29 protein-coding genes are annotated in these 26,365 nt (G+C 70.0%); 17 read left to right on the top strand and 12 right to left on the bottom strand.

Annotated elements, in window-relative coordinates; genetic code table 11:
- The first annotated feature begins 136 nt into the window (after positions 1 to 136).
- Together ACK1X7_RS31610 and ACK1X7_RS31605 are read left to right on the top strand one after the other, a co-directional pair.
- Complete coding sequence (locus ACK1X7_RS31610) at positions 137 to 1,075, top strand: beta-ketoacyl-ACP synthase III (protein WP_385150594.1); 939 nt, start codon at positions 137 to 139, stop codon at positions 1,073 to 1,075.
- Between the two features lie 76 nt (positions 1,076 to 1,151).
- Positions 1,152 to 1,547: a VOC family protein gene (locus ACK1X7_RS31605; RefSeq protein WP_385150591.1), complete on the top strand. Its 396-nt coding sequence runs from the start codon at positions 1,152 to 1,154 to the stop codon at positions 1,545 to 1,547.
- Here ACK1X7_RS31605 and ACK1X7_RS31600 read toward each other — a convergent pair.
- The 3 genes from ACK1X7_RS31600 to ACK1X7_RS31590 form a co-directional block, all read right to left on the bottom strand.
- Complete coding sequence (locus ACK1X7_RS31600; RefSeq protein WP_413115975.1) at positions 1,536 to 2,306, bottom strand: helix-turn-helix domain-containing protein; 771 nt, start codon at positions 2,304 to 2,306, stop codon at positions 1,536 to 1,538. The two genes, ACK1X7_RS31605 and ACK1X7_RS31600, sit on opposite strands and share 12 nt — an antisense overlap.
- Complete coding sequence (locus tag ACK1X7_RS31595; protein WP_216341654.1) at positions 2,303 to 2,527, bottom strand: hypothetical protein; 225 nt, start codon at positions 2,525 to 2,527, stop codon at positions 2,303 to 2,305. The genes ACK1X7_RS31600 and ACK1X7_RS31595 overlap by 4 nt, the downstream gene beginning before the upstream one ends.
- 113 nt (positions 2,528 to 2,640) lie before the next feature.
- Positions 2,641 to 3,552, bottom strand: coding sequence for a glutaminase (locus tag ACK1X7_RS31590; RefSeq protein ID WP_216341653.1), 912 nt, complete (start codon positions 3,550 to 3,552; stop codon positions 2,641 to 2,643).
- Positions 3,553 to 3,722: 170 nt separating this feature from the next.
- Between ACK1X7_RS31590 and ACK1X7_RS31585 the strand changes: the two genes are divergently transcribed.
- Positions 3,723 to 4,313: an N-acetylmuramoyl-L-alanine amidase gene (locus tag ACK1X7_RS31585; RefSeq protein ID WP_385150584.1), complete on the top strand. Its 591-nt coding sequence runs from the start codon at positions 3,723 to 3,725 to the stop codon at positions 4,311 to 4,313.
- A 261-nt stretch (positions 4,314 to 4,574) separates the two neighbouring features.
- Here ACK1X7_RS31585 and ACK1X7_RS31580 read toward each other — a convergent pair whose 3' ends face one another.
- Positions 4,575 to 6,185, bottom strand: a complete 1,611-nt coding sequence (locus ACK1X7_RS31580) for a Na+/H+ antiporter (protein WP_385157876.1) — start codon at positions 6,183 to 6,185, stop codon at positions 4,575 to 4,577.
- A gap of 77 nt (positions 6,186 to 6,262) precedes the next feature.
- Between ACK1X7_RS31580 and ACK1X7_RS31575 the strand changes: the two genes are divergently transcribed.
- From ACK1X7_RS31575 to ACK1X7_RS31560, 4 genes are all read left to right on the top strand, one after another.
- Positions 6,263 to 6,523, top strand: a complete 261-nt coding sequence (locus tag ACK1X7_RS31575) for a UBP-type zinc finger domain-containing protein (RefSeq protein ID WP_216341650.1) — start codon at positions 6,263 to 6,265, stop codon at positions 6,521 to 6,523.
- Between the two features lie 95 nt (positions 6,524 to 6,618).
- Entirely contained in the window at positions 6,619 to 7,164 is a 546-nt protein-coding gene (locus ACK1X7_RS31570) for a GNAT family N-acetyltransferase (RefSeq protein WP_385157873.1), read from the top strand.
- Between the two features lie 246 nt (positions 7,165 to 7,410).
- Entirely contained in the window at positions 7,411 to 7,824 is a 414-nt protein-coding gene (locus ACK1X7_RS31565; protein ID WP_014054819.1) for an anti-sigma regulatory factor, read from the top strand.
- A gap of 17 nt (positions 7,825 to 7,841) precedes the next feature.
- Entirely contained in the window at positions 7,842 to 8,747 is a 906-nt protein-coding gene (locus tag ACK1X7_RS31560) for an RNA polymerase sigma factor SigF (RefSeq protein ID WP_372458320.1), read from the top strand.
- Positions 8,748 to 9,054: 307 nt separating this feature from the next.
- On the opposite strand, the gene ACK1X7_RS31555 is transcribed toward ACK1X7_RS31560, so the two are convergent.
- Positions 9,055 to 9,606: a hypothetical protein gene (locus tag ACK1X7_RS31555; protein ID WP_385148630.1), complete on the bottom strand. Its 552-nt coding sequence runs from the start codon at positions 9,604 to 9,606 to the stop codon at positions 9,055 to 9,057.
- A gap of 80 nt (positions 9,607 to 9,686) precedes the next feature.
- On the opposite strand from ACK1X7_RS31555, the gene ACK1X7_RS31550 reads away from it, so the two are divergent.
- Positions 9,687 to 10,655: a diacylglycerol/lipid kinase family protein gene (locus ACK1X7_RS31550; RefSeq protein WP_093464575.1), complete on the top strand. Its 969-nt coding sequence runs from the start codon at positions 9,687 to 9,689 to the stop codon at positions 10,653 to 10,655.
- Positions 10,656 to 10,972: 317 nt separating this feature from the next.
- Positions 10,973 to 11,230 carry a WhiB family transcriptional regulator gene (locus tag ACK1X7_RS31545; protein ID WP_014054815.1) on the top strand — a complete coding sequence of 86 codons (258 nt, stop codon included), beginning with the start codon at positions 10,973 to 10,975 and terminating at the stop codon, positions 11,228 to 11,230.
- A 183-nt stretch (positions 11,231 to 11,413) separates the two neighbouring features.
- Here the strand turns inward: ACK1X7_RS31545 and ACK1X7_RS31540 are convergent, their stop codons facing one another.
- The 6 genes from ACK1X7_RS31540 to ACK1X7_RS31515 form a co-directional block, all read right to left on the bottom strand.
- Positions 11,414 to 12,883, bottom strand: coding sequence for a sensor histidine kinase (locus ACK1X7_RS31540; RefSeq protein WP_216341647.1), 1,470 nt, complete (start codon positions 12,881 to 12,883; stop codon positions 11,414 to 11,416).
- 380 nt (positions 12,884 to 13,263) lie between these two features.
- On the bottom strand, positions 13,264 to 14,334 hold the full coding sequence (locus ACK1X7_RS31535; protein ID WP_385148634.1) for an SIS domain-containing protein: 1,071 nt from the start codon (positions 14,332 to 14,334) through the stop codon (positions 13,264 to 13,266).
- A gap of 49 nt (positions 14,335 to 14,383) precedes the next feature.
- Complete coding sequence (locus ACK1X7_RS31530) at positions 14,384 to 15,943, bottom strand: glycoside hydrolase family 3 protein (RefSeq protein ID WP_390792033.1); 1,560 nt, start codon at positions 15,941 to 15,943, stop codon at positions 14,384 to 14,386.
- A gap of 9 nt (positions 15,944 to 15,952) precedes the next feature.
- Positions 15,953 to 16,783, bottom strand: a complete 831-nt coding sequence (locus ACK1X7_RS31525; RefSeq protein ID WP_216344984.1) for a carbohydrate ABC transporter permease — start codon at positions 16,781 to 16,783, stop codon at positions 15,953 to 15,955.
- Positions 16,780 to 17,781, bottom strand: a complete 1,002-nt coding sequence (locus ACK1X7_RS31520) for a carbohydrate ABC transporter permease (protein ID WP_385148640.1) — start codon at positions 17,779 to 17,781, stop codon at positions 16,780 to 16,782. Before ACK1X7_RS31520 ends, ACK1X7_RS31525 begins: the two co-directional genes overlap by 4 nt.
- A gap of 5 nt (positions 17,782 to 17,786) precedes the next feature.
- Positions 17,787 to 19,058, bottom strand: coding sequence for an extracellular solute-binding protein (locus ACK1X7_RS31515; protein WP_413115974.1), 1,272 nt, complete (start codon positions 19,056 to 19,058; stop codon positions 17,787 to 17,789).
- 262 nt (positions 19,059 to 19,320) lie between these two features.
- On the opposite strand from ACK1X7_RS31515, the gene ACK1X7_RS31510 reads away from it, so the two are divergent.
- The 4 genes from ACK1X7_RS31510 (at position 19,321) to ACK1X7_RS31495 (ending at position 23,148) form a co-directional block, all read left to right on the top strand.
- Entirely contained in the window at positions 19,321 to 20,115 is a 795-nt protein-coding gene (locus ACK1X7_RS31510; protein ID WP_385148679.1) for a GntR family transcriptional regulator, read from the top strand.
- Positions 20,116 to 20,362: 247 nt separating this feature from the next.
- Positions 20,363 to 20,623, top strand: a complete 261-nt coding sequence (locus ACK1X7_RS31505; protein WP_043235484.1) for a DUF3311 domain-containing protein — start codon at positions 20,363 to 20,365, stop codon at positions 20,621 to 20,623.
- A complete protein-coding gene (gene mctP / locus ACK1X7_RS31500) occupies positions 20,620 to 22,233 on the top strand; it encodes a monocarboxylate uptake permease MctP (RefSeq protein ID WP_385148648.1) in 1,614 nt (537 codons plus the stop codon). The genes ACK1X7_RS31505 and mctP overlap by 4 nt, the downstream gene beginning before the upstream one ends.
- 249 nt (positions 22,234 to 22,482) lie before the next feature.
- The gene (locus tag ACK1X7_RS31495) at positions 22,483 to 23,148 is read left to right on the top strand and encodes a hypothetical protein (RefSeq protein WP_398158287.1); all 666 of its coding nucleotides are present in this window, start codon (positions 22,483 to 22,485) and stop codon (positions 23,146 to 23,148) included.
- Here ACK1X7_RS31495 and ACK1X7_RS31490 read toward each other — a convergent pair.
- On the bottom strand, positions 23,130 to 23,627 hold the full coding sequence (locus ACK1X7_RS31490) for an ATP-binding protein (RefSeq protein WP_398158286.1): 498 nt from the start codon (positions 23,625 to 23,627) through the stop codon (positions 23,130 to 23,132). The two genes, ACK1X7_RS31495 and ACK1X7_RS31490, sit on opposite strands and share 19 nt — an antisense overlap.
- 153 nt (positions 23,628 to 23,780) lie before the next feature.
- Here ACK1X7_RS31490 and ACK1X7_RS31485 point away from each other — a divergent pair, with 153 nt between their 5' ends.
- The 4 genes from ACK1X7_RS31485 (at position 23,781) to ACK1X7_RS31470 (ending at position 26,355) form a co-directional block, all read left to right on the top strand.
- Complete coding sequence (locus ACK1X7_RS31485; protein WP_382958110.1) at positions 23,781 to 24,632, top strand: helix-turn-helix domain-containing protein; 852 nt, start codon at positions 23,781 to 23,783, stop codon at positions 24,630 to 24,632.
- A gap of 10 nt (positions 24,633 to 24,642) precedes the next feature.
- Entirely contained in the window at positions 24,643 to 24,843 is a 201-nt protein-coding gene (locus ACK1X7_RS31480; protein WP_382958112.1) for a DUF397 domain-containing protein, read from the top strand.
- A 10-nt stretch (positions 24,844 to 24,853) separates the two neighbouring features.
- Complete coding sequence (locus tag ACK1X7_RS31475) at positions 24,854 to 25,054, top strand: DUF397 domain-containing protein (protein WP_398158285.1); 201 nt, start codon at positions 24,854 to 24,856, stop codon at positions 25,052 to 25,054.
- 143 nt (positions 25,055 to 25,197) lie between these two features.
- Entirely contained in the window at positions 25,198 to 26,355 is a 1,158-nt protein-coding gene (locus ACK1X7_RS31470; protein WP_413115973.1) for a serine hydrolase domain-containing protein, read from the top strand.
- Positions 26,356 to 26,365 lie beyond the last annotated feature (10 nt).

Raw genomic sequence — 26,365 nt, 5'->3', positions numbered from 1 at the left:
TTGGCGCCCAAGATTGGTGAGTAGGCCGAGCGCACGGCACGTCTGCTCCGCTCAAGACTGGACACACCGCAGACTGTGCGTCGAGATCTCCGCAAACGGCGCGGATACGTCGGCACTGGCGCGAAGGGGATGACCGATGACCGGCTCACACGTACTGGCACTCGGCCACTACCAGCCCGCGAAGGTGCTCGGCAACGAGGACCTCGCGGCCATGGTCGACACCAGCGACGAGTGGATCCGCAGCCGGGTCGGCATCCGCACCCGGCATCTCGCCCGCCCCGACGAGACGGTCGACGAGATGGCCGCGGCGGCCGCCGCCAAGGCGCTGGCCCACAGCGGTCTCGCCCCCTCCGACATCGACCTCGTGCTCGTCGCCACCTGTACGGCGATCGACCGCAGCCCCAATATGGCGGCCCGGGTCGCCGCCCGGCTGGGTCTCGACTGCCCCGCCACCATGGACCTCAATGTGGTGTGCGCCGGCTTCACCCACGCGCTGGCCACCGCCGACCACACCATCCGGGCCGGGGCGGCCACCGCGGCCCTGGTGATCGGCGCCGACAAGTTCACAGCGGCCACCGACTGGACCGACCGCTCCACCTGCGTCCTGACCGGCGACGGCGCGGGCGCGGCCGTGGTGGTGGCCGCCGAGCGGCCGGGCATCGGCCCGGTGGTGTGGGGCTCGGTCCCGGAGATGGGCGGCGCGGTCCGTATCGAGGGCACACCGCCCCGCTTCGCGCAGGAGGGCCAGACCGTCTACCGCTGGGCCACCACCCATCTGCCGCCGATCGCGCGGCAGGTGTGCGAACGGGCCGGGATCGCCCCGGAGGAGCTGGCCGGGGTCGTGCTGCACCAGGCCAATCTGCGGATCATCGAACCCGTCGCCCATAAGCTGGGCGCGGTCAACGCGGTGATCGCCCGCGATGTGGTGGAGTCCGGCAACACCTCGGCGGCCAGCATTCCGCTCGCCCTCTCCAAGCTGGTCGAGCGCGGGGAGGTGGCCTCCGGCGCCCCGGTGCTGCTCTTCGGCTTCGGCGGCAATCTGTCGTACGCGGGCCAGGTCATCGACTGCCCCTGACGGCGTCCTGGCCGCCTCCACCACAACGTCCGATTCGTTCAAGACCGGCCGTCCGCGCGCTGCCTACGCTGCCCGTATGACAGCACGATTCAACGCCATCGGCCTGGTCGTCGCCGACCTGGCCCGCTCCCTCGCCTTCTACCGCCGCCTCGGCCTCGACATCCCCGCCGAGGCCGCCACCCAGCCGCACGCCGAGGCCGCCCTGCCCGGCGGGGTGCGGCTGATGTGGGACACCGTCGAGACGGTGCGCTCCTTCGACCCGGAGTGGACGCCGCCGAGCGGCTCCCACCAGGTGGCGCTGGCCTTCGCCTGCGACAGCCCGGCCGAGGTGGACAAGACCTACCAGGACCTCGTGGGGTCGGGCGTACGCGGCAAGAAGGAGCCGTGGGACGCGCCGTGGGGCCAGCGCTACGCGACGGTCCTCGACCCCGACGGCAACAGCCTGGACCTCTTCGCCCCGCTACCCTCCTGACCCCTGGAGCAGACGGCCCAGCGGGACGCCGGTCAGGGTCCTGACCTCGCGGGCGAGATGCGCCTGGTCGGCGTAGCCCGCCGTGGCCGCGACCGCCGCGTAGGGAACGCCGGTGCGGGCCAGGTCCAGGGCCCGGTTCAGCCGCAGCACCCGGCCCAGCGTCTTGGGGCCGTAGCCGAACGCGGCGAGGGAGCGGCGGTGCAACTGGCGCTCCCCCAGCCCCACGGCGGCGGCGATCCGGGCCACGCCCGTTCCGCGGGATACCCCGGCGACGACCGCGGCGAGCACCGGATCGGGCGGTTCCGCCGTCCGCAGGCGGCCCAGGGCGGCGTCCTCCAGCAGGCGGCCCTGTGCCGCCTGCCGCGCCGCCGTCCGCTCGGCGTCGGCCGTCCGCTGGGCGTCCACGATCCGCCCGGCGTCGGCGATCCGCTCGGTCAGCCGCCGGACCTCGGCGCCCGGCCAGAGCGCGGCCAACGGCACGAGCTGATCGCGGAGTTCATGCGCCGGTACGCCCAGCACGGCGGGGCCCTGTCCCGGGGCGAAGCGCAGGCCCACGGCGCGGGTGCCGGGCGGGCCGGGGGCGAGACGGGCGCACGTATCCGGCCCGGCGACCAGCAGCTCGCCGTCGGGTCCCGCCTCGCTCCAGATCAGATCCGTGCAGCCGTCCGGGAGCACCCGCTGCGGCCCGGTGCCGGCCGTACGGGCCCACACCGCGGCGCCGCGGCCGATCAGCGCCCTTCGCTCCCGGTACTCGCTCAAGGGACCTCGCGCAGATACATCGCACCGCACGAGTGACAGAAGGGCCCCGAGTCACCCGTGGCCCACAGATCGGCCGCCTGGGTCTCGGCGTCCGGGTCCAGCTCCCGCCCGCACATCGCGGTCGTTCCGTTCCCGCGGACCATGTGCCAGATCTTGACGGGCGCGCCCGCGACCCGCCCGGAGCTGCCCTCCTCGTATTCGGCGCGCATCTCATGCTGCATGGCGGTACACCTCCTGCTCACCACCACTACTCCCCATGCTCCCGCCGCGCCAGGCCGGGCGCCACCTCCGCAGCCGCCCCCGCGCCCGCGCCCGCCGCCCACGCCCTCCGCCGCTAGAAGACGGACCAGCCGGTCAGCGTGGTGAAGTGGTCCAGGGCCGCCACTCCGGCCACCGAGTTGCCGCGGGCGTCGAGGCCGGGGCTCCAGACGCACAGCGTGCAGCGGCCGGGAACCACCGCGACGATGCCGCCGCCGACACCGCTCTTGCCGGGCAGCCCCACGCGGTAGGCGAAGTCGCCCGCCGCGTCGTACGTACCGCAGGTGAGCATGACCGCGTTGACCCGCTTCGCCTCGCTCTGCGACAACAGCCGCGAGCCGTCCGCGCGCAGCCCGTGGCGGGCCAGGAAGCCCCCGGCCAGGGCCAGATCGCGGCAGCTCATCTCGATCGAGCACTGCCAGAAGTAGTGCTCCAGAACGGTCGGCACCGGGTTGTGGAGGTTGCCGTAGCTCGCCATGAAGTGGGCCACGGCGGCATTACGGTCGCCATGGGCGGACTCGGAGACGGCTACCTCCTGGTCGAAGGCGAGGTCCGGATTGCCGCTCTCGGCGCGCAGGAAGTCCAGCATGGTGGTGCTGGCGTCGCCGGTAAGGGTGTGCAGCCGGTCGGTGACGACGAGCGCCCCGGCGTTGATGAACGGATTGCGCGGGATGCCGTTCTCGTACTCGAGCTGCACCAGGGAGTTGAAGGGGTTGCCCGAGGGCTCCCGGCCGACCCGCCGCCACAGCTTCTCGCCGTCGTCGGCGAGGACGAGCGCGAGGCTGAACGCCTTGGAGATGGACTGCACAGAGAAGGGCCGCTCCCAGTCGCCGACCCCGGTGACATGGCCGTCGACATCGGCGATGGCGATCCCGAAGCGGTCCGCGTCCACCGAGGCGAGCGCCGGGATGTACTGCGCCACCCGGCCCCGGCCGATCTGCGGTTTCACATGGGCCGCGACCTCGTCCAGCACTGCCTGGTAGTCCATGGTGCGGTGTGTCTCCCGGTGCGAGGTGGAACGGATGGATCGGCTCGCACGATAACGCGCCCCCCACCACTGATCACCCCATGTGTTTATGTGCGTGCGATGGGTAAGCAAGCGGGTGAACGAGGCGGACCGCGACCGGGGCCCGCCGTGCGACCAGAACGGAGGCGGTCATGGCCTCACCCATGTCCGCGGGGGACTTCCTGGCGGCGCTGACGAACGAGGGCGTGCGGGTGACGCAGGTCGGCGACTGGCGGGAGCACAACAGAAACCACAAGGGCCCATGGGGCCCGGTGCACGGGGTGATGATCCACCACACCGTCACCTCCGGCACCGAGGAGACGGTGGAGATCTGCCGGGACGGCTTCGAGGGGCTGCCCGGCCCGCTGTGCCACGGCGTGATCGCCAAGGACGGCGGCGTCCATCTGGTCGGCTACGGCCGGGCCAACCACGCCGGTCTCGGCGACGACGACGTCCTGCGGGCGGTGATCGCCGAGCGCGCCCTGCCGCCCGACAACGAGGCGAACACCGATGGCAACCGTGCCTTCTACGGCTTCGAATGCGAGAACCTGGGCGACGGCGAGGACCCGTGGCCCGAGGCCCAGCTCGACGCGATCGCGCGGGCCGCGGCGGCCGTATGCCGCCATCACGGCTGGACCGAGCGCTCGGTGATCGGCCACCTCGAATGGCAGCCGGGCAAGGTGGATCCGCGCGGCTTCACCATGGCGGCGATGCGCGAGCGGATCCACGAGCGGCTCAAGTAGGACGCTCACCTACGGGTGTCCGGCGGCTCTTTCCCCTCCCCGCCACCAGGGGCTTCCCCCTGGACCCCGGAGTCTGGGACGAAGCCCCGCCCGTCCAGCCCCTCCGGCGCTTGAGGAGCGGGGTCTGGGGCGGAGCCCCAGTTGAGGGAAGGGGCGGGGAGGGGAACAGCCCGCCGCAGGCGCCACAATCCGCCGAACACCCCTAGCACCCGGGTCCGGGTCCGGGTACAGCCGCGGCCGCGGCCGCGGACAAGCCGGCCCTCAGGCCCCCTCCTCCGTGGCCCCCTCCCGGTAAAGCGCCGCCTCCTCCAGATCCAGCCGACGCAGCAGCGACCGCAGCATCTCCTCGTCGATCCGCCGCGCGTCCCGCAGGTCCACGAACACCTTCCGCTCGGCCTCGATCATCTCCCGGGACAGCCTCCGATAGGTGTCGTCCGCCGATTCGCCGGTCACCTCGTTGACCGCCCCGAGCCGCTCCCATACGGCGTTGCGGCGCTGCTCCAACACGGTGCGCAGCCGGTCGGCGAGCGGCGGCGGCAGGGCGTTGCGCTCATCGTCGAGCAGTTCCCCCAGACGGCTCTCGGCCGCCAGTGACGCCTGGTTCTGCGCCTGGGCCTCGGCGAGGGTCTCGGCCCGTGGATCGCGGCCCGGCAGCCCGAGCAGCCGGATCAGGGACGGCAGGGTGAGCCCGTGGACCACCAGGGTGCCGATGACGGTCGTGAAGGTCAGGAAGAGGATCAGATTGCGGGCCGGGAAGGGTTCCCCGCCGTGGGTGGTCTGCGGGATCGAGAAGGCGATGGCCAGCGAGACCACCCCGCGCATCCCGGCCCAGCCGACGACGACCGGCGCGGTCCAGTTGGTGCCGGGCTCGCGCTCGCGAATGCCGGGGAAGAGCATCCGCGGCACGAAGGTCGACGGGAAGACCCAGACGTAACGGGCGACCACCACGGCCAGGAAGACCACGGCCGCGTACCAGGCGGCCTCGCCCGCGCCGTACTCCCCCAGGCCGCCCACCACGACCCGCAGTTGCAGCCCGATCAGCGCGAACACCGCCGACTCCAGTACGAAGTCGATCATGCGCCAGACCGCCGCCTCCTGGAGCCGGGTGGCGAAGTCGACCTGCCAGGAGTGGTGTCCGAGGTAGAGCCCGACCACCACGACGGCCAGCACACCCGACGCCCCGAACTGCTCGGCGACGGCGTAGGCGACGAAGGGGATGAGCAGCGAGAGGGTGTTCTGGAGCAGGGCGTCCCGCAGCCGGATGCGCAGCCAGTGCAGCGGCACCATCAGGATCAGACCGACCACGACACCGCCGACCGCCGCGAAGGCGAACTCCCGCAGCCCCTCGGTCCAGCTCACGCCCTCCCCCACGGCGGCGGCCACCGCCACCCGGTAGGCGGTGATCGCGGTCGCGTCGTTGAACAGGGACTCGCCCTGGAGGAGTGTGGTGAGCCGGGAGGGCAGCCCGATCCGGCGGGCGATGGCGGTGGCGGCCACGGCGTCCGGCGGCGCGATCACCGCGCCCAGCACCAGCGCGGCGGTCAGCGGCAGCCCCGGGATCAGCAGATGGGCGACCACGCCGACCGCGACGGTGGCGAAGAGCACATACCCGACCGAGAGCAGCGCGATCGGCCGCAGATTGGCGCGCAGATCCAGATACGAGCTGTCCAGCGCGGCGCTGTGCAGCAGTGGCGGCAGCACCAGGGGCAGCACGATATGCGGGTCCAGGGTGTAGTCGGGCACCCCCGGGACGTACGAGCCGACGAGCCCGACCACGACCAGCAGCAGCGGCGCCGGCACCGGGGTCCTGCGGGCCGCGCCGGCGACCACCGCGCTGCCCGCGACCAGCATCAACAACGGCAATACGTCCATCGACCGACCCCGTCCCCGCCGGTCGTGCCGACGGTCGTCCATGTGATCCGCCCACGCGGCGTTTTAGTCTGGCAATCATGAGCGAGTGCCTGCATGTTCCCGCACTGCCGCGCCCCGAGCCGGAGCCGCGGTCCGAGACCTGTCCCGAATGCCTGGCGGTCGGCAGCCATCCCGTCCAGCTTCGGAAGTGCCTGGTCTGCGGCCACGTGGGCTGTTGCGACTCCTCGCCGTACCAGCACGCCACCCGGCACTTCGAGGAGACCGGCCATCCGGTGATGCGCAGCTTCGAGGAGGGCGAGGAGTGGCACTGGTGCTATGTGGATCAGCTCATCGTGTAGCTCCGGCTCCGCGAACGCCCTGGTCTTGGCGTTTTCCGCGCATTGTGGGAGATCGACCTCCGCGTTTGTCGGTCCGGGCCGCTAGCCTTCACCACATGATCCGATCAGCGAGGCCGTCCGACGTTCCGGCGATCCATGCGATGATCCGCGAGCTGGCGGACTACGAGCGGGCTCCGCAGGAGGCGAAGGCCACCGAGGGGCAGTTGCGCGAGGCGCTCTTCGGGGCGCATCCCGCGGTGTTCGCGCTGATCGCCGAGGAGACCGGCGGCGCCGGAGAGCCCGGCGGGCCGGTGGGGTTCGCCCTCTGGTTCCGTAACTTCTCCACCTGGACAGGCACTCATGGCGTGTATCTGGAGGATCTGTACGTCACCCCGCGGGCCCGCGGCGGCGGCCACGGCAAGGCGCTGCTCGCCGAGCTGGCGCGGATCTGCGTGGAGCGGGGCTATGCCCGTTTCGAATGGTCGGTGCTCGACTGGAACGAGCCCGCGATCGGCTTCTACGCCGCGCTCGGCGCGGAGCCGATGGATGGATGGACGGTGCGCAGGCTCTCGGGAGAGCCTCTGCGAGAGCTGGCCGCTCAGGCCATGGGCACCGCCGTGACCAGCGATTCCCTGAGTGAGGCGACATCTCTTTCGAATTGAGACCGCAAGACCTCTAGCCACGCTGCGTACTCATGTGCTTACTATGAGTGATATCGCGGCTCTGTGGGCCGGGGTTCACCCGTGATGGGGGCCGTGCTTCGTCCGGGCGACACCGAACCGCAGATCGCGATAGCGTCGCAGCCAAAGTACATACAGCGCCGGTCCGTCCACCCTCCACCATAAGGGTTCGGGGCCGACGCTCCAATCAGCTCAGCTCAATCAGCTTGTGTCACCTTGGAGGTGAGGGTGTCCCAGATCGCAGGCGAGCCCGGGACCCAGGACTTCGTGGAAGTCCGGCTGCCCGCTGCGGGTGCCTATCTGTCGGTGCTGCGTACGGCGACCGCCGGCCTCGCAGCCCGGTTGGACTTCACCCTCGACGAAATCGAGGATCTGCGTATCGCCGTGGATGAGGCATGCGCGATCCTGCTTCAGCAAGCCGTGTCCGGCAGTGTGCTGAGCTGCGTCTTCCGCTTGATCGACGACGCACTTCAGGTCACCGTCTCGGCTCCCACCACCGACGGCCGCGCCCCCGAGCGCGACACCTTCGCCTGGACGGTGCTCTCCGCACTGGCGGGCAAGGTGGACTCGACCGTGGCCGAGGACCGAACGGTCAGCATCAGCCTGTACAAGGAGCGCGGCGCCGGCCCCGGACAGCCGTGACGGAAAAAGGGGGCTCCGTGAGCACTGCATCATCGCGGGGAGTGGGTACCCCGGCCATCCCGCACCCGCCGGCCCGGCCGCATCCCGCGGACTCGGAGGCGGCAGGAGACCGACCAGAGCGGGCGGACCACATGGATCAGCACGAGCAGGTGCATCAGCAGCACGATCCACATGACCGGAGCGGCGCGCGGGCGATGTTCCTCGAGCTGCGCGGGCTGCCGGAAGGCTCCACCGAGCGGGCCGAGCTGCGCAACAACCTCGTGCGTATGCATCTGCCGTTGGTGGAGCACCTGGCCCGGCGCTTCCGCAACCGCGGTGAGCCGCTGGACGACCTCACCCAGGTCGCCACCATCGGGCTCATCAAATCCGTGGACCGGTTCGATCCGGACCGCGGGGTGGAGTTCTCGACCTATGCGACACCCACGGTCGTCGGCGAGATCAAGCGCCACTTCCGCGACAAGGGCTGGGCGGTGCGGGTGCCGCGCCGGCTTCAGGAGCTGCGGCTGTCGCTGACCACGGCCACCGCGGAGCTCTCCCAGCGCCATGGCCGCGCCCCGACCGTCCATGAACTGGCCCAGCATCTGTCCATCTCCGAGGAGGAGGTGCTGGAGGGGCTGGAGTCCGCCAATGCCTACAGCACCCTGTCCCTTGACGTACCGGACACGGACGACGAGTCCCCGGCGGTCGCCGACACCCTCGGCGCGGAGGACGAGGCGCTGGAAGGCGTCGAGTACCGCGAATCGCTCAAACCGCTGCTGGAGGATCTGCCGCCGCGCGAGAAGAAGATCCTGCTGCTGCGCTTCTTCGGCAATATGACGCAGTCGCAGATCGCGCAGGAGGTCGGCATCTCCCAGATGCATGTCTCCCGGCTGCTGGCCCGCACGCTCGCGCAGTTGCGCGACAAGTTGCTGGTCGAGGAGTAGCGAGCGCGCGGCGGGTGCCCCGTGATTCCTTCCCCTCCCCGCCCCTTCCCGCAGCATCGTCTGGGACGGAACCCCGCCTTCCAGCCCCTCCGGCGCTTGAGGAGCGGGGTCTGGGGCGGAGCCCCCGCCTTCCAGCCCCTCCGGCGCTTGAGGAGCGGGGTCTGGGGCGGAGCCCCCGCCTTCCAGCCCCTCCGGCGTTTGAGGAGCGGGGTCTGGGGCGGAGCCCCAGTTGAGGGAAGGGGCGGGGAGGGGAGCAGCCCGCCGCAAGCCCCAAGGCCCGTTAGGCATGCCCCAAGGGTGAAACCGGCTAGACGTCGCGGGGGCCGATGCCAAGTGCTTCGGTCGCCGTCGGGTTGATCAGCAGCGCCAGGACGGCGAGGGCCGCGATGGCGGTGACCACCCCGGCGGCGATCAACGCGCCGCCGTTCTGCATCAGCGTCCAGGCCACCGGCAGCGCCATGAGCTGGGTGATCATCGCGGGGCCGCGGCTCCAGCGGCGGCGCAGCCACAGCCCGCGGGCCGCCAGCAGCGGCAGCAGGGCCAGCGCGACCACGGTGACCCCGAGCATCTCCGCCTGCTGGGGGCTCTCCGGGTCTCCGGCCAGCCCCATGATCAGTACGTAGACACCGAAGCCCAGCAGCACCACGCCCTCCGCGGCGGCCAGCGCCGCGGCGACGGTCAGCCGGGTGGGGCGGGGCCCGGTGGGCGCGGCGTCGGCGGTGGCGGCGCCGGTCGCCTTGGCGGCGGCCCCGGCGTCCGGCCGGGCCGTGGCCTGCTGGGCCGCGGCCTTCCGCTCGGTCGCCTTCCGCGCCGTGGCCCTCTGCGCCTTCTTCGCGGTAGCGGACTTCTTACTGCTCACCCCAGCAGCGTAGCCGCCCCCGGGCCGCCCGGACCCTACCCCCCTCGGGCCGGTCGTCCCGGATAGGTAGGCTGGCGCGCATGCGCGCGCTCCTTGTGGTCAACCCGGCAGCAACCACCACCAGTGCCCGCACTCGGGATGTTCTGTTCCACGCGCTCGCCAGCGATCTGAAGCTGGACGTGGTGACCACCGAGTACCGGGGCCATGCGCGCGATCTGGCCCGGCGGGCGGTCGACGGCGGCACGCATGAACTGGTCGTGGCCCTGGGCGGCGACGGCACCGTCAACGAGGTCGTCAACGGACTGCTCCACCACGGCCCCGCCCCGCGCGAACTGCCCCGGCTCGCGGTCGTCCCGGGCGGCTCCACCAATGTCTTCGCCCGCGCGCTCGGGCTGCCCAATGACGCCGTCGAGGCCACCGGCGCCCTGCTGGACGCGCTGCGGGACGGCACCGAGCGCACCGTCGGCCTCGGACTCGCGGCCGGCACCCCCGGCACTCCGGACGAGTCGGTCCCGGCCCGCTGGTTCACCTTCTGCGCCGGGCTCGGCTTCGACGCGAGCGTCATCGGCCGGGTCGAGCAGCAGCGCGAGCGCGGCAAGCGGTCCACCCACGCGCTCTATATACGGCAGATGGTGCGGCAGTTCATCGGGGAGCCGCATCGGCGGCAGGGCGCCATCACGATTCGGCGGCCCGGCCAGGACCCGGTCGAGGGGCTGGCGCTGTCGATAGTCTGCAACACCTCCCCGTGGACCTTTCTGGGCAACCGCCCGGTCTACGCGTCCCCTCAGGCGTCCTTCGACACCGCCCTCGACGTGCTGGGACTCACCAAACTGTCGACGTCGGCGGTGACTCGCTACGCCACCCAACTGCTGATGTCGACGCCCGAGCGCGGCCCTCGCGGCAAGCATGTGGTGGGGCTCCACGACGTGGAGGACTTCACCTTGCAATCCCAGGCGCCACTGCCGTTCCAGATGGACGGTGACCATCTGGGACTGCGTACGAGCGTGACGTTCACAGGCGTACGCCGTGCACTGCGTGTGATTGTGTGAGTGAGAGCGCAAAAAGTCCTTCCACTCGAACGTTTAGGCTGGCCTCCACCCACCGGAAGTACGGCTGTGACCGAGTCGACACCAAGGAATCAAAAAAAACTTTCCGGAAGGGGTTGTATCCGCCGCCGAGGTTTGCGAGTCTCTTCTTGGCGATCGGGACGGCCTCCAGAAGGCCCCCTTGAGAGCCCGAACCCCCTCCTCATTCCACGGGACTGAACCAGCCCCAACTGGTTGGCGTCCCTACCCTTGCGGGGGGATTCGTGAAAGCGTTCACATTCACAAGCAACGAGCCCGCAATACGAGGAGATGGAGCAGCCATGGACTGGCGTCACAACGCCGTTTGCCGCGAGGAAGACCCCGAGCTGTTCTTCCCCATCGGCAACACCGGTCCTGCGCTGCTGCAGATCGAGGAAGCCAAGGCCGTCTGCCGCCGCTGCCCCGTCATGGAGCAGTGCCTGCAGTGGGCGCTTGAGTCCGGCCAGGACTCCGGCGTCTGGGGTGGAATGAGCGAAGACGAGCGCCGCGCCATGAAGCGCCGTGCCGCTCGCAACCGGGCACGCAACGCCAGCGCCTGAAGCCCGCACCCCGTGGCCCCCGAGCCGCAGCGCGTAGTACCCCCGATGCGCACAGCAATTTGAGCTTTGAGCCCCGGACCAGATGGGTCCGGGGCTCAGTGCTTTCCGGGGTACGGGACGTTGACCCACCGCGAGTTGCGGGGACGTTGACCCACCGCGAGTTGCGGGGATGTGGTCAGCGTCTCAGTGCTTCTCGGCACGCACCGGGAAGTCCAGCACCACACGGGTGCCCCGCTCCGGCGCGGGCACCATGTCGAACGTCCCGCCCAGCTCCCCCTCCACCAGGGTGCGGACGATTTGCAACCCCAGGTTTCCGGCCCGCTGGGGGTCGAACCCCTCGGGCAGCCCGCGCCCGTCGTCCTGGACGGTGACCACCAGCCGACTCTCCTCACCGCTGCCACCGCGCACCGCCGTGACCTCGACCGTGCCCTGCTCCCCCGGTCCGAAGCCATGCTCCAGCGCGTTCTGGAGCACTTCGGTCAGGACCATGGACAGCGGGGTGGCGACCTCGGCCTCGAGAATGCCGAAGCGTCCGGTGCGGCGGCCGGTCACCTTTCCGGGCGATATCTCGGCCACCATGGCCAGCACCCGGTCGGCTATGTCGTCGAACTCGACCCGCTCATCGAGGTTCTGGGAGAGGGTCTCGTGGACGATCGCGATCGAGCCGACCCGGCGCACCGCCTCGTTGAGCGCCTCCCGCCCCTGCGCCGAATCCATCCGGCGGGCCTGGAGCCGCAACAGGGCGGCCACCGTCTGGAGGTTGTTCTTCACCCGGTGGTGGATCTCCCGGATGGTGGCGTCCTTGGTGAGCAACTCGCGCTCGCGGCGGCGCAGTTCGGTGACGTCCCGCAGCAGCACCAGCGAGCCGATGTGCAGCCCCTTGGGCTTGAGCGGAATGGCCCGCAACTGGATGACCCCGTCGCCGCCCTCGACCTCGAACTCCCGGGGCGCCCAGCCGCTGGCCAGCTTGACCAGCGCCTCGTCCACCGGGCCGCGCACCGGGGCGAGTTCGGCGGTGGTCTTGCCCAGATGGTGGCCGACGAGATCGGCGGCGAGCCCCAGGCGATGGTAGGCGGAGAGCGCGTTGGGGCTCGCGTACTGGACCACCCCGTCCGCGTCGAGCCGGATCAGCCCGTCGCCCGCACGCGGTGACGCGTCCATGTCGACCTGCTGATTGGGGAACGGAAACGATCCGGCGGCGATCATCTGGGCGAGGTCGGACGCGCTCTGGAGATAGGTGAGCTCCAGCCGGCTGGGGGTCCGTACGGTCAGCAGATTGGTGTTCCGCGCGATCACCCCGAGGACCCGGCTCTCCCGGCGGACCGGGATGGACTCCACCCGGACCGGCACCTCCTCGCGCCACTCGGGGTCGCCCTCCCGCACGATCCGGCCCTCGTCGAGCGCCGCGTCGAGCATGGGGCGGCGGCCGCGGGGGACGAGATGGCCGACCATGTCGTCCTGGTAGGAGGTGGGCCCGGTGTTCGGCCGCATCTGGGCCACCGAGACATACCGGGTGCCGTCGCTGGTGGGGACCCACAGCACAAGATCGGCGAAGGAGAGGTCGGAGAGGAGCTGCCACTCCGAGACCAGCAGATGGAGCCACTCGAGGTCGGAGTCGTCGAGTGCGGTGTGCTGGCGGACGAGGTCGTTCATGGAGGGCACATTGTGAGCCTACCCTCACCGGGGGATTAGCCTATTCGCGCATAAGCATGGACAGACAGCAGTGGTCTAGTCCAGAATATCGAGCACTGCGATCTTCCGCTCTCCCCGCACAGGAGGGCGGATCGAGGGGCCCGGAGCGCTCTGCCCTGACCGCCCGGGGTCCTCAGGTCGGCCGCTCGGCCGATGCAACTCCGGGCTGCGGTGCCGGGTGGGTTGAGGGTCCCGCCCTGGCGCCGCGGCCCGCGGGTGTCCCACGCGTCGTACTCAAGGCTCCCGCGCACCCGTCGCGTACTTCAAGGACCCGTCGTACTCAGGCTCCCGCGCCTCCTCGAAGGCCGCGGGAGCCTTTTCCGCATCCCAAGCCGTACGACTCAGCGGGTCTCCGTCACCTTCGCCAGCGCCCGCGGCGCGTCCGGGTCCTGGCCGCGCGCGATCGTCACCTCGTACGCCAGCATCTGGAGCGGGAGGATCTCCAGGATCGGCTGGAGCTCCTCGGCGACCCCGTCCGTCGGCAGGGCGAACCCCGCCGAGGCCCGCTCCACCTCCGACGCGCTGCCGATGACGACCAGGTCGGCGCCCCGGCCGCGCAGCCGCTCCAGGACCGGCTGGAGCGCCTGGCCGCCCTTGCCCTCGGTGACGATCGCGATCACCGGCGAGATGTTGTCGACCATGGCGAGCGGACCGTGCAGCAGATCGGCGCCGGAGTAGGAGAGCGCCGGGATGTAGCTGGTCTCCATCAGCTTCAGGGCGGCTTCCTTGGCGGTCGGATAGCCGTAGCCCCGGGAGGTGAGGACCATCCGCTCGGCGAAGCGGTAGCGCGCCGCGAGCTGCCGGACCTCGTTCTGGCGGTCGAGGATCTGCTGGGCGAGGTCGGGCAGCACCTTGGCGGCCGCGCCGTCGCCGCCGCGCAGCCCCTCCACGAAGAGGTAGAGGGCGAGGAGTTCGGCGGTGTAGGTCTTGGTCGCGGGCAGCGCCTTCTCCGGCCCGGCCAGCACGTCGATGTGGAATTCGGAGACGGCCGCGAGCGGCGAGTCGGCGTTGTTGGTGACCGCGAGGGTGATCGCACCGGCCGCGCGGGCGGCCTCGGTGGAGGCGACCAGGTCCGGGGAGCCGCCGGACTGGCTGACGGTGATCACCAGCACATCGGTGAGGTCCGGCTGGGCGCCGTACGCGGTGGTGGTGGACATGGAGGTCAGACCGCACGGCTTGCCGAGCAGCACCTCGAGCAGGTACTTGGCGTACAGCGCGGCGTTGTCGGAGGTGCCCCGGGCGGTGAGGAGGACGAAGCGCGGATTGCGGGCGGCGATGCGCTCCGCGATCTCGCGGATCCGCGGGGCGCCCTGGTCGAGGATGCGGCGCAGCACGGCGGGCTGCTCGGCCATCTCGCCGGACATGATCCGGCCCGGCTGGTCGCTGCGCTGGGCCGTCGTCGTGGCGGACATGCTGGGTGCCTCCAGGTGGCTCTGTGCCGGCTGTGCTGAGGGGCTGGGATCAGTCCTCGGAGCGGTCACCGGCGCCGATGCCGGCGATCACCTCGGCCGCCGCCCGTCCACACACCCGGGCGGCGCCGTGGGTCGCGATGTGCAGGGCTCCGGCGGGCGGCGCCTGGGGCACTCCCATCTCGACGACGACCGTCTCCGGCCGGGCGGCGAGCAGAGCGTCCAGCGCGTCGGCCATCCAGGGGTGCCGGTGGACATCGCGGACCACAGCGACGATCCTACGGTCCGCCGCGGTGTCGAGCATATTTTCGATCAGCGCGGGGACGCCCTGGGCGTCGGCGTCCTGCCGCCCGTAGGTGGCGGCCTGGGTGCCGGGGCGCAGCCGGGCCAGTTCGGCGCCGACGCCCCAGGGGGTCTCCTCGCCGACGGCGATGTTGGCGACCGGGGTGAAGGCGGCGACGTAGGCGGGCCCGGTCACCGGCTCGTACGACACCCCGGCCGGGGTGACTCTGAGCGCGCGGCGCGCGGCGGCGAGCCCCACCCCCGCGGCGGGCTCGATGCCGTGCGCCGCGCGCGGTCCGGCGGAGTGCCGCGTCCACTCTCCCAGGGCGCGCACCCGCGCCGCCGCCTCGGCCAGCCGCTCCTCCGCCAGCCGTCCCTCGATGACGGCCGTGACCAGCGCGTCGCGCAGCCGCAGCACGGTGTCCTCGTCGGCGAGTCCGCCGCCCACGCAGATCGCGTCGGCGCCCGCGGCGATGGCCATGACGCTGCCGTGCTCGATGCCGTACGCGTCGGCGATGGCCCGCATCTCCATGCCGTCGGTGACGATCAGCCCGTCGAAGCCGAGGCCGCCGTCGGCCACGGGCCGGCGCAGCAGGCCGTGCAGCGCGGCGGGGCTGAGGGTGGCGGGCAGGTCGGGGTCGAGCACGGGCAGCAGGATGTGCGCGCTCATCACGGCCTTGGTCCCGGCGGTGACGGCGGCGCGGAAGGGCACCAGTTCGCGGGCGGTGAGGGTGTCGAGTCCGGCGTCGATGCGCGGCAGGGCGTGGTGGGAGTCGGTGGCGGTGTCGCCGTGGCCGGGGAAGTGCTTGGTGCAGGCGGCGACCCCGGCGCTCTGGAGGCCCTCGATATACGCGGCGGTGTGCCGGGCGACGAGCCCGGGTTCGGCGCCGAAGGAGCGCACGCCGATGACCGGGTTGTCGGGGTTGGAGTTGACGTCGGCGGAGGGCGCCCAGTTGAGGTTGACGCCGCACTCGGCGAGGCGGCGGCCCAGCTCGCGGGCGACGGCCCAGGTCAGCTCCGGGTCGTCGACGGCGCCGAGCGCCAGATTGCCGGGGAAGGAGGAGCCGGCGCGCACCTCGAGCCGGGTGACGTCGCCGCCCTCCTCGTCGATGGCCACCAGGACGTCGTCGCGCTCGGCGCGCAGCTCGGCGGTGAGGGCGGCGAGCTGCTCGGGCGAGGTGATGTTCCGGCCGAACAGACCGACGGAGGCGAGCCCCTCGCCGAGCCGCCGCAGCAGCCAGTCGGGGGCGGTGGTTCCGGTGAAGCCTGGCTGGAGGACGGTGAGAGCGTCGCGGGTGAGGGTGGCGGAGTCATGCGCGAGGGTCGTCATAAACCGGGATCATCCCTTCACAGCGCCGGAAGTGAGCCCACCGACCGCCTTGCGTTGCAGAAACAGGAACAGAACCAGGATCGGGATGGCGAACAGCGAGGCCGCCGCCATGGTGGCACCCCAGTCGTCGCCGAAGGCGGTCTGGAAGCTGGACAGCCACAGCGGAAGCGTCTGGGCCTGCGGGTCCTTGTTGAGGATGAGGACGAGCGGGAATTCGTTCCAGGCCGTGATGAAGCCGAAGAGCGAGGTGGCCATCAGGCCGGGCGCCAGCAGCGGGAAGATCACCCGGACGAACGCCTGCGGACGGGTGCAGCCGTCGACCATCGCCGACTCCTCCAGCTCCTTGGGGATCGCGGCCACATAGGCGCGGAGCGTGAGGATCGTGAAGGGCAGCACCATGACCATGTAGAACAGGGTGAGCGGGATCAGGCTGTTCAGCATGTCGCCGTCGCGGACGATCATGTAGACGGCGATGACCAGGACTTCCCAGGGCGCCATCTGCGCGATCATGAAGGTCACCAGGAAGCCGCGGCGCCCCTTGAACCGCATCCGGGCCAGGGAGAACGCCGCGAGCAGCGCGATCACCAGCGAGAGGGCGACCGCCGAGAGGGTCACGGTGAGCGAGTTGCCCACCAGCGTCCAGAAGTTCTTGGCGTCCAGGGCCTTCTGGAAGTGGTCCAGGGTGGCACTGGTCGGGAACCACACCGGGTCCTCGGAGATGACGTCCGAGGTCGGCTTGAAGGCCGTGGTGAACATCCAGTAGACGGGGAACGCGAAGCCGATGAAGAGCACGACGGCGGTCGCGTTGGGCCACAGCCGGGCGAGCGGCGAGCGCTTCACAGCTCGTCCTCCTCTTGCCTGAGCACGATCCGGAGGTAGTAGGAGGTCAGTGCCAGCAGCACGGCGATGGTCAGCAGCGAGATCGCGGCGCCCATGCCGTAGTGCTGATTGCCCACGCCCTCGATGAAGGCGTAGACGGGGAGGGTTTCGGTGAGCCGGTCCGGGCCGCCCTCGTTGATCGCGAAGACCTGGGTGAACGCCTTGAAGACCCAGATGACTTCGAGGAACGTCGTGGCCAGCAGAAACGGCTTGAGGAAGGGGAACGTCACCGAGGTGAAGCTCTTCCAGGTGCCGGCGCCGTCGAGCGCGGCGGCCTCGTAGAGCTCGCCGGGGATGGTGGTCGTCGCGGCGTAGAGGTTGATCGCCACGAAGGGGATCGACTGCCAGACGATCAGCACGGTGATGATGAAGAAGGTGGAGAACTGGCTGCCGGTCCAGTTGTAGTTCGCCATGGAGTGCCAGCCGAGCGCGTCCAGCACCCAGTTGACCACCCCGAAGCGGGCGGCGAAGAGCCACTGGAAGACGGTGGTGCCGGCGATGGGCGGCATGGCCCAGGCGAGCACCAGACCGACCGAGAGCAGCAGCCGCATCTTGCTGCCGAGGCGGGCCAGCAGCAGTCCGACCAGAGTGCCGAGCAGCATGATCAGCACGACGTTGACCGCGGTGAAGATCACCGACCGCAGGGTGACCCGCCAGAAGTCCTCGCTGGTCAGCGTCTCGCGGTAGTTGTCGACACCGTTCCACTCGGTGAGGTGCTGGATCAACTGCCGCATATTGAGGTTCTGGAACGACAGCAGGCCGTCCTTGACCAGCGGCCAGCCGAGCAGCAGCACGGTCGCCACCAGCGCGGGCAGCAGCAGGAGGTACGGGGCGGCGCCGGTCAGCCGTCCGCGCCCGGGGGTTCCCGGGGCCGGGCGCCGGGTGCCTGGCGGCTCCCCGCTCCGGCGGACCCCGGCCGCCGCCGGGCCGGGGTCCTGGCGTTCGGTCGTTACGGACATCCGGCTCAACGCTCCTGGCTGAGGCGCTTGTTCAGCTCGCCTTCGACCGACTTGGCCGCCTCGGCGGGCGACTTACCGTTCAGCACAGCGGTCATATAGGTCTTGACCGGGTTCGGGGCGTTCTCCACCGGGGCCCATTCGGGGATCAGCGGGGTGGTGCCGCCGGTCGCGGCGGCCGGTGCGGCGGCCATTCCGGCGGGGTTGCCCTTGAGCTGCGCCTGGAGCGACTCCTTGTTGGGGATGACACCGCCTTCCTTGGCGAGCTGTCCCTCGTAGGTGTCATTCAGCGCGATCTTCAGGAACTCCTTGGCCAGCTCCTGCTTTTCGCTGCCCGCGGCGACCGCGAGGTTGGAGCCGCCGAGGAAGACGCCCTCCGGCTTGCCGGCGGTCTCACCCGGGATGGTGAAGTAGCCGAGGTCCTTCTCGATCTTCGGGTTGGCCTTGATCGCGATACCGGCTTCCCAGCCCATGCCGATGAACGCGCCGGTCTTGCCCTTGGCGAAGACCTCGCCCTGCTGCGGGGTGGCCTCGTCCTTGTCCTTGGGGGCCTTGCTGAAGGACTGGTACTGCTTGTAGATGTCCATGGCCTTGCCGACCTTGGGGTCGGCGAGGTTGGAGACCCACTTCTTCCCGTCCTTCTTGACGAGGTCGGCGCCGGTGCCGATGGTCAGCCCGTCGAAGAAGTACCAGTTCTGGCCAGGGAGATAGATCGGCTCGGCGTCCGTCTTCTTCTGGATGGTGTCCAGGTCCTTGAAGAACTCGGTACGGGTCTTGGGGGTGTCCTTGATCCCGGCCTCGGCCCAGATCTTCTTGTTGTAGAGGACGACCCGGTTGGCCGCGTACCACGGCGCCGCGTACTGCTTGCCGTCGTAGACCGCGGACTTGTTGATCGACTCCGACCAGTCGGCGCCGATGGACTTCTTCAGGTCATCCAGTTCGGCCAGTCCGCCGGTCTGCGCGTACGACGGCGTCTGGGTGTTGCCGATCTCCAGGACGTCCGGCGGATCGGATTCCGAGAGCGCGGTGGTCACCTTCTGCTGAATGCCGTTCCACTGCTGGATCTCCAGCTTCAGCTTGGCGCCCGTCTTCTTCTCGAAAGCGGCCTTGACATCCTTCGTCCAGCCGTCGGGCGTGGAGCCGTCCATCGCCCAGACGGTCAGCGTCTCGCCCTTGAAACCATCCGCTCCGGCCTTTTTGTCATCGCCGTCGGACCCACAGGCCGCGACGGATACCAGCATTGCCGCGACACCCGTCGCCGCTATGAGCCCACGCTTCACAGCACTCTCCTCAAGAAGGCCGGATGAGGGGTTTAATGGTCCAGACCAGTGCCCGCAGCTTGGCCTAGACCTTTTGGGGTGTCAAGGGTGTATAAGAGTCACCGGCGGCTCCGTTACCGGACCGACACTTCCCGACATCCGGACCGAACGGATGCCCGGAGCCGGGACCGTGCCACGATGTGAGGCGCTGGATTCTTCAGGAGACCGGTGACGGCGGCAGACGCCGGTGACGGCAGCGGACCAGGAGTCGGAAGGGCGCGCGATGGAGACCGAGGGGGCAACGGCGGCAGCGGCGGCCATCACGACGGCCGAGAGCGACGGCAACGGCTCCACTGGGGCGCGGACCGCACGCGTCCCGAAGTACTACCGCCTCAAGCGCCACTTGCTGGAGATGACCGAGACCCTGCCACCGGGCACTCCGGTCCCCCCGGAGCGCACCCTGGCCGCCGAGTTCGACACCTCGCGCACCACCGTGCGCCAGGCGCTCCAGGAGCTGGTCGTCGAGGGCCGCCTGGAGCGGATCCAGGGCAAGGGCACCTTCGTGGCCAAGCCCAAGGTCTCCCAGGCGCTGCAACTCACCTCGTACACCGAGGACATGAAGGCCCAGGGCCTGGAGCCCACCTCCCAGCTCCTGGACATCGGCTATGTCACCGCCGACGACCGGCTCTCCGGGCTGCTGGACATCGCCGCCGGCGGGCGGGTGCTGCGCATCGAGCGGCTGCGGCTGGCCAGCGGTGAGCCGATGGCGATCGAGACCACCCATCTGTCCGCCAAGCGCTTCCCCGCGCTGCGCCGCAGCCTGGTCAAGTACACCTCGCTCTACACGGCACTGGCCGAGGTGTACGACGTCCGGCTGGCCGAGGCCGAGGAGACCATCGAGACCTCGCTGGCCACCCCGCGCGAGGCGGGGCTGCTGGGCACCGATGTGGGGCTGCCGATGCTGATGCTCTCGCGCCATTCGCGGGACGCGGCCGGGGAGCCGGTGGAGTGGGTGCGGTCGGTCTACCGCGGGGACCGCTACAAGTTCGTGGCCCGGCTCCAGCGGCCGAACGGCTGAGCGGCGATACGTCCGGGGCGCGGTAAGGCTGAGCCCGCCATGCCCGAGCCGCGCCCGCGTTCGGGCCGCGCTACGACTGGGCGGGGCACGCCTAACCCGCTTTCTTTCTCATACCGATATACGGACGGGTAGTGACGACCGCCGGGCCGGGGGCTTAGATTTCCTGCGCATTACACAAATGATCACCCGGGATCCAGGTGATCGACTGTGCCGCAGGTGATGAGCCGAGGGGACTGGAGCCCGCCGCATGTCAGACACGTCCGCTTCACCCGGCAGGAGACCGGTCGTGACGCCTGCGCGCGTCGTGGCCGCTCTATGCCTGATCGCACCCTTTGTCGGGATGCTCTGGGTCGGCTCGTACGCCAAGGTCGAGCCGACCCTCATCGGGATCCCGTTCTTCTACTGGTACCAGATGCTCTGGGTACCGATCTCGGCCGTGCTGACCTCGGTCGCCTACATCCTGGTCCGCCGTGAGCAGCGGGCGCGCAAGGGAGGTGAGTCGGCATGAACGACGGAGTGAACGGCGTCGCACTCGCCGTCTTCATCTTCTTCTTCGTGGTCGTCACGGTCATGGGGTTCCTGGCCGCCCGCTGGCGCGCCGCCGAGAACGCCAACAACCTGGACGAATGGGGACTGGGCGGCCGTAGCTTCGGCACCTGGATCACCTGGTTCCTGCTGGGCGGCGACCTCTACACCGCGTACACCTTCGTCGCCGTCCCGGCGGCGATCTACGCGGCGGGCGCGTCCGGCTTCTTCGCGGTCCCGTACACCATCCTGGTCTACCCGCTGATCTTCACCTTCCTGCCCCGCCTATGGTCGGTGTCCCATAAGCACGGGTATGTCACCACTTCGGACTTCGTCCGCGGCCGCTTCGGCTCCAAGGGGCTCTCGCTGGCCGTCGCGGTCACCGGCATCCTCGCGACCATGCCGTACATCGCCCTCCAGCTCGTCGGCATCCAGGCGGTGCTGGACGTGATGGGCGTCGGCGGCGGGGAGAACACCAACTGGTTCATCAAGGACCTGCCGCTGCTGATCGCCTTCGGCGTCCTCGCGGCGTACACCTACTCCTCCGGGCTGCGCGCGCCCGCGCTGATCGCCTTCGTCAAGGACACCCTGATCTACATCGTCATCGCGGTGGCGATCATCTACATCCCGATCAAGCTGGGTGGCTTCGACGACATCTTCAGCGCGGCGAACGACAAGTTCACCAAGGCGGGAGCGGGCGGGCTCGCGCCCCCGGCGGAGGGCCAATGGGCCTACGGCACGCTGGCCCTGGGCTCGGCGCTGGCCCTGTTCATGTATCCGCACTCGATCACCGCGACGCTCTCCAGCCGCAGCCGCGAGGTGATCCGCCGCAACACCACGATCCTGCCGCTGTACTCGCTGATGCTGGGGCTGCTGGCGCTGCTCGGCTTCATGGCCATCGCCGCCGGGGTGAAGGTCGAAAACGGCCAGCTCGCCATCCCCCAGCTCTTCGAGAACATGTTCCCCGACTGGTTCGCGGGCATCGCCTTCGCCGCGATCGGCATCGGCGCCCTCGTCCCGGCGGCCATCATGTCCATCGCCGCGGCGAACCTCTTCACCCGCAACATCTACAAGGACTTCCTGCGGCCGAACGCCACGCCGGAGGAGGAGACCAAGGTCTCCAAGCTGGTCTCACTGCTGGTGAAGGTCGGCGCGCTGATCTTCGTGCTGGGCATGGACAAGACCGTCGCGATCAACTTCCAGTTGCTGGGCGGCATCTGGATCCTCCAGACCTTCCCGGCCCTGGTGGGCGGCCTGTTCACCCGCTGGTTCCACCGCTGGGCACTGCTGGCGGGCTGGGCGGTCGGCATGGTCTACGGCACGTGGAAGGCGTACGACACCCCGAGCGGCACCCAGAAGCACTTCGGCAACACCGCCGATATGCCCGCCATCGGGGAGATCGGCTACATCGGCTTCACCGCGATCGTCCTCAACGTGCTGGTGACCGTCGTGCTGACGTTTGTGCTGCGCGCGCTCAAGGCCCCCGACGGCATCGACGAGACCACCGCCGCCGACTACAAGGCGGACGCGGGCGACCCGGGCGTCCAGGTCGACCTCCCGCCGGCCACGGCGGGCTCCCCGGGCGGCCACTGACGCCTGCGGCGGGCTGCCGCACTGATCGACGGCGAACGGGCCGTCGGCTCCCCCTGACTGACGGGGAGCCGACGGCCCGTCCGCCCTTTCGCCGTTGCACCGGTTCGCCGTTGCACCGGTTCGCCGATTCGGCGGTTCGGCGGTTCGGCGGTTCGGCGGTTCGGCGGTTCGTGTGAGTACGGGTACCTACGCCATGGTGAGGAGCCGCGCGGATCCGGGGCTCCGGGGCCGGGACCTACCGTCCGGTATATGAACGAGAGCGAGGTGCCCGCCGGAAAGGGCCGCAACTGGCGGGGCGTCGGGTGTTCCAGTGTGCTGATGCTGGCCGCGGCCGGGATCGGCTGGCTCGCGTACGCGAGCGTCGATTCGACCTACCCCGACGTCGACCCCGAGAAGCGGGCGCGTCAGCTCTCGGGCTATTCCCGGGACGCGTATGCCGCGCTCGGCATCGACCGCACCGTGGAAGGCGGCTACGTCGATGTGAACGACTACAACAGGTACGACTCCAACTATTGCTACCCGGACGGCCTGTTCAGCATCGCCGACCCACCCGTGGAAGGCGCGTACCAACTGATCCACGGGTGGTCGATCGGAAAGGTGGACCGGGCGGAGGCGCTGCCCGCACTGCGCAGGGCGCGGGATCGCCTCAAGGCGGAGGGGTGGCGCATCACGCGATTCGGCAAGGACGAGCAGCTCGAGGAGTGGAGCGTCGAGGCCGAACGCGACGGCGGCTTCAGCACCGGGGTCACGTGGGAGGCGGAGTACCACCGGCTCAGCGGAGGCAGCGGTGGGCCTTGTGCGATGGACCCGGACTGGAGCCAGGAGAAGGACGAACCCTACGAGTCGTATGGCGAGCCCGAGCTGAACTCCTTCCCACCGGCGATGGCACCCGGGCGTCAGGCGGCGATCTCGTAGGCGTCGCGGGGCAGCTGCTGCGGTGCGAGTTCGAACCAGAGCAGCTTGCCGCTCCTGCCGAACAACTCGTCGGCGAGGGCGTAGCCGCCCCAGTTGTCGGCGCAGATCCGGACGATGAGCAGGCCGCGTCCGTAGGTGGCCTCGGTGTTCGCGGCGGCCTCGGCGAGGGCGTGCGAGCGGTCGAAGAGGGCCGGGGGCTTGTCGAAGGGCGGCGGGATATCCGGATTGGTGTCCCACACGCTGATCCGCAGACGCCCCTCCTCCACGGCGCGGATACGCATTTCGGCCGGACCGGTGGTGTGGCGGTAGGCGTTGGTGACCACCTCACTGGTCACGAGGGTCGCGGGGTCGGTGAGATCACCCATGCCGTGGCGGACGAGGACCGCACGGAGGGTGGTGCGGGCGATGGCTGCGGCACGGGGGTCGTGGGGCAGGCGGAGTGAGTACGACCAGGGGTTTTCCGGGGGTGTGGTGGGCATGAAGTCTCCGGTCTGTGCGTGGAGTTGTGCGGTGTCCGGGCACACACCGTAGAGCTTGCAATGGCCTATATTCCATTCGAGCGACGAAATACGGGCCAAGTTGCCCTGTGTGGGTGACACGTGCACACTGTGTGCCGACCGGGAGGACGAACCATGCCGACGAGCACCACCCCGACGCTGCGTCAGCAACGATTGGGCGCTGAACTGCGCAAACTACGCGATCGAGCTGGCCTGCCGACCACCGCAGCCGCCTCGCTTCTCGGCGTCAACCAATCCCGCATCAGCAACATCGAGGCCGGGAGGTATGCCGTAGGCGCCGACCGCGTCCGTACCATGGCGTGCAACTACACCTGCGCGGACACGCGGCTGGTCGAGGAGTTGGCCGCCATGACCGGAGGGCGCACCCGTGGCTGGTGGGAGGAGTACCGGGAGATCCTCGTCCCCGGCTTGCTCGACCTTGCCGAACTGGAGCACCACGCCGCGGCCCTGCGCATCGCATCGGTGGTCCACATGCCCGGCCTGCTGCAAACCACCCAGCACGCACGCACCATCTTCAGCGAGGCCATTCCGCCCCTCGCGGGATACGAGGTGGAGCACCGGGTCTCGTTTCGCATCAAGCGGCAGGCGGTCCTGTACGGGGACCAGCCGATCCCACTGACGGTCGTCCTCCACGAGGCTGCCCTGCGCATGGGGTTCGGCGGCCCGGAGACGACCCGCGAGCAGCTCGACCACCTCATCGAGATGAGCGAACACGAGCACATCACCATCCTGGTGATCCCCTTCGGCGGCGGCACATTCCCGGGCTCGGGCCAGCCCATCGTCTATGCTCACGGCCCGGTGCCGCAGCTCGATACCGTCCAGTTGGACACGGACCACGGTTGCGAGTTCATCGATGCGGAAGCCAAGTTGGTGATGTATCGCTCGGTGCTGGACCGGATGGAAAGCTGCGCCCTTGGGCCCGTGAAGTCGCGCGATCTGATCCACGGCATCGCGCAGGACATCTGAAAGGCAACGCATGCGCACCCACCTCTGGCGGAAGTCCTCCTACAGCTCCCAGGGGGCCAACTGCCTCTATGCTTCCGCACCCGACGATGCCACCGTCCGACTCCGCGAGAGCGACCAGCCGGACACCGTCCTCACCACCACCCCCACCACCTTCCGCGACCTCATACGCAGCGCCAAGGCAGGGCGGCTCGACCACCTCGGCAAGGCATAGGGCGGAGCTCATGCGCACCCACCTCTGGCGGAAGTCCTCGTACAGCTCCACAGGCAACGCCTGCCTGTACGTCTCCGCACCCGACAACGCCACCATCCGACTCCGCGAGAGCGACGAACCCGAGACCATCCTCACCACCACCCCCCGCGCCCTGAGCGCCCTCATACGCAGCGCCAAGGCTGGGCAACTCGACCACCTCGGCGCGCTGTAGGGCGGAGCCGACCCGGGGGCTGTCCCCACCACGTTCGTTACAGGTAGCCGGACGCTGATCCGGCGGGACAGCGGGATCGACCCGAGCGAACGCGATCGGAAAGGCTGAAGGCCGGTTTCGCGAGACGTCCCAGGAGTTCACTCGTGCGCAAACAGGCAGGTCAAAAGGTTCGTTCGGCCCGATGCGGGCACGGTTGGCGCGGGGTCGGTGCCGCTGTCGCCGTGGGGGCCGTGATGATCGGCGCCCTGGCGCCGCAGGCGGCCTTCGCCGGCACCCGCCCGGACCGCGGCGTCCAGCAGGGGCTGAACGCGCTGGTACATGCCGATGGAGTCCCCGCCGCACTGGCGAGCGTGCGGGACCGGCACGGTCATACCCGTACCTACACCGCCGGGATCGGCGACCTGGCCACCGGCGCCGAGGTGCCCCGGGACGGACAGGTGCGCATCGGCAGCAACACCAAGACGTTCACCGCGGTGGTCGTGCTGCAACTGGTCGCCGAGGGGAAGGTCGGCCTCGACACGCCGATCGAGACCTACCTGCCCGGCCTGGTGCGCGGCGAAGGCATCGACGGGCGTCGCATCACGGTTCGCCACCTACTCCAGCACACCAGCGGGTTGCCTAACTACGTCCCGTACCTCGACGACGAGCCCCGCTCCTACACCCCGCCCGAGCTGCTCGCCGCCGCCCTCCGGCACAAGGCCGACTTCGAACCCGGAACGAGCTGGCGGTACAGCAACACCAACTACGTCCTCGCCGGCCTGCTGATCGAAAAGGTCACCGGACACTCGTACGCCGAGGAGGTCGACCGGCGCGTCATCAAACGCCTGGCGCTGCGCCACACCTACTTCCCGAAGCCCGGCGAGGTGGACATCCGCGAGCGCCACCCCCACGGTTACGACCGGAGTTCGGCCGACGCACCCTGGCAGGACGTCACGGAGCTCGACCCCTCCTGGGGCTGGGCGGCCGGGCAGATGGTGTCCACCAACTCCGACCTCAACCGCTTCTTCTCCGGGCTGCTGTCCGGGCGTCTCCTCCCGGAGGCCCAGCTCGCCCAGATGCGCACGACCGTCCCCGCCGAGTACTTCGGCCCCGGTGCCCGCTACGGGCTGGGCCTGGTGAGCAAGCCGCTGTCGTGCGGCGGCGTCTACTGGGGCCACGGCGGCAGCACCACGGGCTACGAGACCCGGGGCGGGGCCACCGACGACGGCCGCGCCGCCGAGCTCGCGGTGACCACGCAGCCGGGCGACCCGGCGGTCATGCGGCACGTGGACACGGTCGTGGACCGGGCGTTCTGCCGCTGAGCGGCGGGCG

The organism is Streptomyces sp. CY-1 (assembly GCF_047218265.1).
In the GTDB taxonomy this organism is placed as follows: domain Bacteria; phylum Actinomycetota; class Actinomycetes; order Streptomycetales; family Streptomycetaceae; genus Streptomyces; species Streptomyces niphimycinicus.
The sequence above is the reverse complement of the archived record's forward strand: the minus strand, read 5'-3'. Positions and strand labels throughout refer to the sequence as shown.

Bases quoted from the DNA above. Each gene is read 5' to 3' on its own strand.
- ACK1X7_RS31610 (WP_385150594.1), top strand. From the start codon at position 137: ATGACCGGCTCACACGTACTGGCACTCGGCCACTACCAGCCCGCGAAG.
- ACK1X7_RS31605 (WP_385150591.1), top strand. From the start codon at position 1,152: ATGACAGCACGATTCAACGCCATCGGCCTGGTCGTCGCCGACCTGGCC.
- ACK1X7_RS31595 (WP_216341654.1), bottom strand. From the start codon at position 2,527: ATGCAGCATGAGATGCGCGCCGAATACGAGGAGGGCAGCTCCGGGCGG.
- ACK1X7_RS31590 (WP_216341653.1), bottom strand. From the start codon at position 3,552: ATGGACTACCAGGCAGTGCTGGACGAGGTCGCGGCCCATGTGAAACCG.
- ACK1X7_RS31585 (WP_385150584.1), top strand. From the start codon at position 3,723: ATGGCCTCACCCATGTCCGCGGGGGACTTCCTGGCGGCGCTGACGAAC.
- ACK1X7_RS31580 (WP_385157876.1), bottom strand. From the start codon at position 6,185: ATGGACGTATTGCCGTTGTTGATGCTGGTCGCGGGCAGCGCGGTGGTC.
- ACK1X7_RS31575 (WP_216341650.1), top strand. From the start codon at position 6,263: ATGAGCGAGTGCCTGCATGTTCCCGCACTGCCGCGCCCCGAGCCGGAG.
- ACK1X7_RS31570 (WP_385157873.1), top strand. From the start codon at position 6,619: ATGATCCGATCAGCGAGGCCGTCCGACGTTCCGGCGATCCATGCGATG.
- ACK1X7_RS31550 (WP_093464575.1), top strand. From the start codon at position 9,687: ATGCGCGCGCTCCTTGTGGTCAACCCGGCAGCAACCACCACCAGTGCC.
- ACK1X7_RS31545 (WP_014054815.1), top strand. From the start codon at position 10,973: ATGGACTGGCGTCACAACGCCGTTTGCCGCGAGGAAGACCCCGAGCTG.
- ACK1X7_RS31540 (WP_216341647.1), bottom strand. From the start codon at position 12,883: ATGAACGACCTCGTCCGCCAGCACACCGCACTCGACGACTCCGACCTC.
- ACK1X7_RS31535 (WP_385148634.1), bottom strand. From the start codon at position 14,334: ATGTCCGCCACGACGACGGCCCAGCGCAGCGACCAGCCGGGCCGGATC.
- ACK1X7_RS31530 (WP_390792033.1), bottom strand. From the start codon at position 15,943: ATGACGACCCTCGCGCATGACTCCGCCACCCTCACCCGCGACGCTCTC.
- ACK1X7_RS31520 (WP_385148640.1), bottom strand. From the start codon at position 17,781: ATGTCCGTAACGACCGAACGCCAGGACCCCGGCCCGGCGGCGGCCGGG.
- ACK1X7_RS31510 (WP_385148679.1), top strand. From the start codon at position 19,321: ATGGAGACCGAGGGGGCAACGGCGGCAGCGGCGGCCATCACGACGGCC.
- ACK1X7_RS31505 (WP_043235484.1), top strand. From the start codon at position 20,363: ATGTCAGACACGTCCGCTTCACCCGGCAGGAGACCGGTCGTGACGCCT.
- mctP (WP_385148648.1), top strand. From the start codon at position 20,620: ATGAACGACGGAGTGAACGGCGTCGCACTCGCCGTCTTCATCTTCTTC.
- ACK1X7_RS31495 (WP_398158287.1), top strand. From the start codon at position 22,483: ATGAACGAGAGCGAGGTGCCCGCCGGAAAGGGCCGCAACTGGCGGGGC.
- ACK1X7_RS31490 (WP_398158286.1), bottom strand. From the start codon at position 23,627: ATGCCCACCACACCCCCGGAAAACCCCTGGTCGTACTCACTCCGCCTG.
- ACK1X7_RS31485 (WP_382958110.1), top strand. From the start codon at position 23,781: ATGCCGACGAGCACCACCCCGACGCTGCGTCAGCAACGATTGGGCGCT.
- ACK1X7_RS31480 (WP_382958112.1), top strand. From the start codon at position 24,643: ATGCGCACCCACCTCTGGCGGAAGTCCTCCTACAGCTCCCAGGGGGCC.
- ACK1X7_RS31475 (WP_398158285.1), top strand. From the start codon at position 24,854: ATGCGCACCCACCTCTGGCGGAAGTCCTCGTACAGCTCCACAGGCAAC.